Raw genomic sequence first — 6,395 nt, forward strand, 5'->3', positions numbered from 1 at the left:
GTAAATATGCTGACTTCAGCAAAAATAATTGCTATTACTACATAAATAACTTTATGGATTACGCTGCGCACAGTCTATCAAAAAGAGGGGTACGAGACTATATCCAATATCCTGATTTCTCGTTTTTTTTACGCACTTTTCTGCCTACAGGAGAGGAAGGACAAGGAGTGAACTTGATGGAGCGGAACATAGGCTGTAATATTCGTGGAGATGACACAAATTATCCGATACCCGGACAAGATATTGCTTCAAAAATCCAAAACCGTTGAGAAATTCGATAAAAACCTGGCCCTCCTTGGGGATAAGTTGCTCAAACATCTGGATATAAGTGGTGGGATAGGCCTCAGCGCGGTTCAGCTGGGGGAGCCGCTCCGCCTGGTGGCAATCGCCCATCCGGAGAGCGAAACCGGAAAAACAGGACGTATGCTCCTTGCCAATCCCGAAATCATCAAAACCGAAGGGAGCGTTTCGGACATTGAAGGGTGCTTTTCACTCCCGGGGTTGTGGCTTGAGATCGAGAGGCCGGAGAGTGTTGAAATAAAGGGGCAATTGATAACAGGTTTCCCCTTTTCAGCCCGGTTCACCGGCTACCTTGCGCGAGGGATGATGCATGAAATTGACCACCTTGAAGGGAGGCTGATCTGGGATCTCCTGCCGGGACCAAAAAGGGAAGAAACCGTAAAAAATTACCTTTCAACAGCAGTTTAAATCGGCATTACACACTTAATAGGGATATTTGGATTTCAAAACCGCCAAAACCGCCCCCATTTTTATGCTAGCATTAGCCATTATGCGAAACAGAGTTGGAAGATCCTCATAGATGAAGTGCCCGGCATGCCAGCATCCCGACACAAAAGTCGTAGATTCCAGGCTGAGCAAGGAAGGGGACACGATACGCAGACGCAGAGAGTGCATTCAATGCGAGGAGAGGTTCACGACCCATGAACGTATTGAAGAGATCCTTCCGGCGGTCATTAAAAAGGACGGTAGGCGAGAGGAGTTCAATCGGGATAAAATACGGAGAGGTATCGATAAGGCTTTTCAAAAACTTGCCGTATCGGTTGCCGAAAAGGAAGCGTTGCTCGACAGGCTGGAGAAATTCGCGCGCGAGTGCGGCGACAAGGAGATATCCTCTTCCGTAGTCGGTGAAAAGATCATGGAAGAGCTGAAGAGCATGGATCAGGTAGCCTATGTAAGGTTTGCGTCGGTATACCGCTCTTTTCGCGATGTGAACGAATTTATGGACGAACTGAAAAATTTGCTGAAGGATAAATAATGCCGAAATTCTACCCGATGATGATGAACCTGAAAGAACGCACCTGCCTTGTGGTAGGTGGAGGAGACGTGGCGGCGCGCAAGATCGAAATGCTCGTTTCGTGCGGCGCGAAAGTTGTCGCAGTCGCGCCGGAAATAGACGAATCGCTCGCGCCTCTCATTAATAGCGGAGACGTAAAACACCTGAAGGAAGAGTTTCGCGCCGAACACGCCGACAACGCGGTTCTAGCTATTGCGGCTACCGACAACGAAACGGTAAACCGGGCGGTATACGACTGTGCAACGAAAAGGGGGATCCCCGTAAACGTAGTGGATGTTCCGCACCTCTGCACATTCATTGTTCCGTCCATCGTGGAGAGCGGCGACCTGCTGATAGCGATATCCACTTCCGGCAAATCACCGGCGTTCTCCAAAAGGATCCGCAAGGAACTGCAGAAAAAGTTCGGCCCGGAATACGGCGAAATGCTGGAGATAATGGGGAAGGTAAGGGATCTCTACAAGGATATAGAACCCGACCTGAATAAAAGAATGAAAACGCTTAGCGCCATAGCAAATTCAAATCTTCTCGACAGGCTAAGGGCTGGTGAACACCCCGATCCTGAAGAGGTTATTGAACAGACAATAACGGAATGAACAAGGCAGGAATTTCTTGAAAATATTGATGGCCCTCGCCGCATTTTGCTACTTCCTCGGGATGGTGAAATTTTTTCTCCATCTCGCTGTGAAGAGACAGATCCTCTTCTACCTCGCAACGGCGATGATCGTAGCGGGATTCCTCTTCCACACCGGGATGATGTTCAAGATATCCTCGATGACCGGTCACGGACCCTATACGACTCCGTTTGAGCAGGCATCGTTTTTCTCATGGACCATAATGGGGATGCTCATAGTCGCCATCTTTTTCTCGCGCGTAACCGCGCTTGGCGTATTCGTCTCCCCGATAGGTTTTCTCGTTCTTGCCTATTCGTTCCTTCTGCCGATGAGCGACAACTCGCAACTTACGAACAATGAATACTGGCTTACGCTCCACCTGACGCTCTCCTTTCTGGCGCTATCGTCGTTTGTCGTCATATTTGCCGCCTCGATCATGTACCTCATGCAGGAGAGGCAGTTGAAGAGCCATCATCTCTCTGGGATTTTTAAAAGAATGCCGGACCTGCAAACACTCGACACGGTGTTTCACAAAAGCCTCATCTTCGGATTTCCGCTTATAACAGTAGGAATGGGCTCGGCTTTCATGCTTACGATAACGAAGTACGGTTCGCTACTCGGCCCGAAGCCGGGAAGAATACTCCCGCTCCTGATCATATGGGCAGTCTACGCTGTCATAATGATCGGAAGAAGCCTCCTGGGATGGCGCGGTCACGAGATAGCCCTGATGGGCCTCGTGGGGTTTGCGGGAGCAATGGCGGCGCTCGGCATACATCTCTACTTTTAGGAAAAACAGGCAACAGACAATATAATAGAGCTTCAAAGCGTATCATAAATATTCAGCGCCTATTTCGAGTCAAAAACGCTGGAATGCTTCTAAATGGATTTACACCGATTATATTGAGGAGGATAAAGTGAACAGGATCTCGAGATTGTTTTTTGCATTTTCAATCGTTTTCGCGGTTCTGCCCGGCATGGTTCAGGCCAATACCTATACGATAGACAAGGGGCACACAACTATCGGCTTTTCGGTGAGACACATGGTCATTTCCAATGTCCGCGGACAGTTCAACAATTTTGAAGGAACCTTTGTTTTTGATCCCAACAATATAGATCTCACCAGCGCCTCTGTGAAAATCGACGCGGCAAGCATTGACACCAACGAAGCGAAAAGGGATGAGCACCTCCGTACCCCTGAATTTCTCGATGTGAAAAAATTCCCTGATATAACTTTCGAGCTGAAAAGCTTCATGAAGCACGGAAACAATGAGGTCATGGGGAAAGGGGACATCACCATCCGAGGCATCACAAAGACCATCGCCCTGAAAGGGGAATTTATCGGAGCGGTAAAGGACCCGTGGGGGAACGAGCGCGTAGGATTTTCGGCTACCGGAGAGATCGACCGAAAGGAATTCGGCCTCACATGGAACAAGGTGCTTGAAACAGGCGGCGTCGTTGTCGGTGACAAAGTCACGCTGATCATCGAGGTCGAGGGGATCAAAAAGAAATAGACGATACCAGAGGCTCCGGTAACAGAGGCCGGAGCTCTTATTTTCTCTTCTCGTTCTTTATCTTTTTAACTGCCGCTATTACCACGACCACGGTCGTTACGGTCATTATGGCCAGTACCGCTAGCAGTACCTTTACCAATACCTCGTCTTGCTCTGCCGCCATGGGAGCGAACGAAGAGTATCTCATGATCACCGATGATAGCATTCTGTATAATCTCCTTTAAAACCGTATTGCGCACTATTGCTGACATTTTTCGAAAAATAACAGCGCCTCCTGGCAACAATGAATATACTCCCCATACTCCCATGTTTCAACATGGGATATGTCAAAACGGCTTTCAACAACTTCCAAACAGGAAAAACATCGCGCCATGGCTGTATAATTGACGAATGCGTTTTGCCTATATCACCTCGCCGCTGTTTTTAAAGCACGACACGGGACAACACCCCGAGAACATGCACAGACTGGAGGCGATAAACCGGGAAGTGGAAAAGATTATCCCTCAAAAAAACTGGGTGACCCCCAGGGACGCATTCACGGAAGAAATTTCCGCCGTACATACCACATCCATGATCGCGCATGTGAAGAGACAGTGCGAATCCGGCGGAATGATGCTCGACATGGATACGCTTATATCTCCGCTCAGTTACGCCTCCGCCGTAAAGGCCGCCGGTGCCGGATGCCAGGCCGTTGATGAAATAATCGAGGCGAAGATAGGCCGCGCCTTCTGCGCCGTTCGTCCACCCGGACACCACGCCGAGAGGGAGAAGGCAATGGGGTTTTGTCTCTTCAATAATATAGCGATAGCCGCCTCGCACGCCCGCGCAAGAGGGATCGGGAAGATAGCAATTATCGATTTCGATGTCCATCACGGCAACGGCACCCAACACTCCTTCTATAACGACCCGAACACACTTTTCATTTCCCTGCACCACTGGGGGATATACCCCGGAACTGGGAGGGAGATGGAAACCGGAGGGAACGGAGCGGAAGGGACAAACGTGAACTACCCCCTGCGGTCATACTCCGGGGATGACGTTTACCTCTCCATCTTTCGCGATTCCGCGATGCGGAAGGTGGAGGAATTTTCTCCAGAGCTGATACTTGTCTCTGCCGGATTCGACGCTCACGAAAGCGACCCGCTAGGCGGCATGAACGTAACCGACAGCGGCTTTGAGGAGATGACGAAAATGATAATAGACGTCGCTGAAAAAACATCCGAAGGACGGGTGATTTCTTTCCTCGAAGGAGGGTACAATCTTGATACGCTCGGCACAACGGTTGCGGAACATGTAAAAACACTCATGAAGGGGTTGGAATAAAATGGCGGTTCTCTCCATCGAAGATCTTGAGATACGTTTCAATACCCGCGACGGATTTGGAACCGCCGTGGATGGCGTCTCTTTTTCGCTTGAGGCAAACGAAACTCTGGGCATCGTTGGGGAATCGGGTTGCGGCAAAACCGTCACCGCTCTCTCCATTCTCCGTCTCCTGCCCGAACCCCCGGCGGAAGTATACAGGGGGAGCATCATGTTCGACGGCAAGGATCTCCTGAAACTCCCGCAGAAGGAACTCCAAAAGATAAGGGGAGACAGAATAGCGATGATATTCCAGGAGCCTATGACCGCGCTCAATCCGGTATTCACTATCGGCGACCAGATTGGGGAGGTCTACCGGATCCACCGAAACCTCTCATCATCCGAAGCAAAGGAGAAAGCGGTAGAAATGCTAAGGCAGGTAGGAATTCCCGATCCCGACAAGAGGGTGGATGAATACCCACACCAGCTAAGCGGAGGGATGAGGCAAAGGGCGATGATAGCAATGGCGCTCGCGCTCGACCCTGCCGTCCTCATCGCCGATGAACCGACCACCGCGCTTGACGTTACCGTTCAGGCGCAGATACTCCTCCTGATGGATGAGCTTAAGGAAAAGTTCAACACATCCATCATTCTTATTACGCACGACCTCGGAGTCGTGGCGCAACACGCCCAAAGGATCGTTGTGATGTACGCCGGGAAAATCATGGAAACCGGAAAGGTGACCGAGATATTCGAAAATCCGTCGCACCCTTACACAAAGTGCCTGATGGAATCGATACCTTCAATTACCGGAACGCCGGAAAAGAAGCTGACTGAAATACCAGGCCTCGTCCCCGCTCTCGATTCCAAACCAGGCGGATGCCTCTTCCACCCAAGATGCCCGGAAGTGATGGACGAGTGTAAAACCACACTCCCCGGGTTTTACAAGGCGAGTGACGGACACACTACCGCCTGCCTTCTCTACCGATAGAAAAATTCCCCGCTCCCCTTTTTCCGTGTAATAAGTGGGACATGATACAATCGAAAGATATAGCAATTTGATAACAATACATCCTGACTCCGAAAACTTTTTCGGATGAAGGATGTGGCATGAAGGCGGTACATTGTCCCAGATAGCAGGCACAGGTAGCATGAGAAACGGAAATGCGGATCCCGCACAACAGCTAACATATAACCAGAAGCTGATATCAGAATATAAAAAAAAGCTGAAACCGCTCATAAAGATCCATCCGGTGATCTATGCCAGCATAGCCGACAAAAATATTTCAGATGCGGCGTCTGAAATGTTTGTCAATGTGGGATTTACCTGCCACACGCCCACAAAGAACGAACAGGCCGAACTGGCAAAAACCATAGGTACCTGGCTCAAGAAGGGGCACATGGCACTTCTGCAGTACAGGCCGAAAGAGGCCGGCACTAATCTGATAAGTTTACTCCGCGCCATCCAGGGATATACGACCAACTCCACCTTCTCCGGGCTGATACCGGTCTTTATCGGTACGGTAAACACCGACAAGCAGATCGAAATATTCAGACAGTTGGGAAATTTCGGCATTAGATACGCCTGTTTCATATCCCCCAACACGCTCCCTGAAAAAAACGCGGAGGAACTGCTGGATCATCTCGCAAAATACACCG

General features: G+C 49.9%; 9 protein-coding genes. 8 read left to right on the forward strand and 1 reads right to left on the reverse strand.

What is annotated here, in order from left to right:
• Positions 1 to 210: 210 nt before the first annotated feature.
• From def to OEY64_08795, 5 genes are all read left to right on the forward strand, one after another.
• Complete coding sequence (gene def, locus OEY64_08775; protein MDH5543040.1) at positions 211 to 708, forward strand: peptide deformylase; 498 nt, start codon at positions 211 to 213, stop codon at positions 706 to 708.
• 112 nt (positions 709 to 820) lie between these two features.
• The gene (gene nrdR / locus OEY64_08780; protein MDH5543041.1) at positions 821 to 1,276 is read left to right on the forward strand and encodes a transcriptional regulator NrdR; all 456 of its coding nucleotides are present in this window, start codon (positions 821 to 823) and stop codon (positions 1,274 to 1,276) included.
• On the forward strand, positions 1,276 to 1,908 hold the full coding sequence (locus OEY64_08785; GenBank protein ID MDH5543042.1) for a bifunctional precorrin-2 dehydrogenase/sirohydrochlorin ferrochelatase: 633 nt from the start codon (positions 1,276 to 1,278) through the stop codon (positions 1,906 to 1,908). The genes nrdR and OEY64_08785 overlap by 1 nt, the downstream gene beginning before the upstream one ends.
• Before the next feature lie 16 nt (positions 1,909 to 1,924).
• Complete coding sequence (gene ccsA, locus OEY64_08790; protein ID MDH5543043.1) at positions 1,925 to 2,713, forward strand: cytochrome c biogenesis protein CcsA; 789 nt, start codon at positions 1,925 to 1,927, stop codon at positions 2,711 to 2,713.
• 127 nt (positions 2,714 to 2,840) lie between these two features.
• Complete coding sequence (locus OEY64_08795) at positions 2,841 to 3,437, forward strand: YceI family protein (GenBank protein ID MDH5543044.1); 597 nt, start codon at positions 2,841 to 2,843, stop codon at positions 3,435 to 3,437.
• 37 nt (positions 3,438 to 3,474) lie between these two features.
• Here the strand turns inward: OEY64_08795 and OEY64_08800 are convergent, their stop codons facing one another.
• On the reverse strand, positions 3,475 to 3,642 hold the full coding sequence (locus OEY64_08800; GenBank protein MDH5543045.1) for a hypothetical protein: 168 nt from the start codon (positions 3,640 to 3,642) through the stop codon (positions 3,475 to 3,477).
• Positions 3,643 to 3,827: 185 nt separating this feature from the next.
• Between OEY64_08800 and OEY64_08805 the strand changes: the two genes are divergently transcribed.
• The 3 genes from OEY64_08805 to OEY64_08815 form a co-directional block, all read left to right on the forward strand.
• Positions 3,828 to 4,760 (forward strand): histone deacetylase, encoded by a 933-nt coding sequence (locus OEY64_08805; protein MDH5543046.1) that lies wholly within the window; start codon positions 3,828 to 3,830, stop codon positions 4,758 to 4,760.
• A 1-nt stretch (position 4,761) separates the two neighbouring features.
• Complete coding sequence (locus OEY64_08810) at positions 4,762 to 5,727, forward strand: ABC transporter ATP-binding protein (GenBank protein MDH5543047.1); 966 nt, start codon at positions 4,762 to 4,764, stop codon at positions 5,725 to 5,727.
• 112 nt (positions 5,728 to 5,839) lie between these two features.
• Positions 5,840 to 6,395: hypothetical protein (locus OEY64_08815; GenBank protein MDH5543048.1), on the forward strand; the 556-nt coding region annotated here is incomplete at its 3' end.

This window comes from Nitrospinota bacterium (assembly GCA_029881495.1).
In the GTDB taxonomy this organism is placed as follows: domain Bacteria; phylum Nitrospinota_A; class UBA7883; order JACRGQ01; family JACRGQ01; genus JAOUMJ01.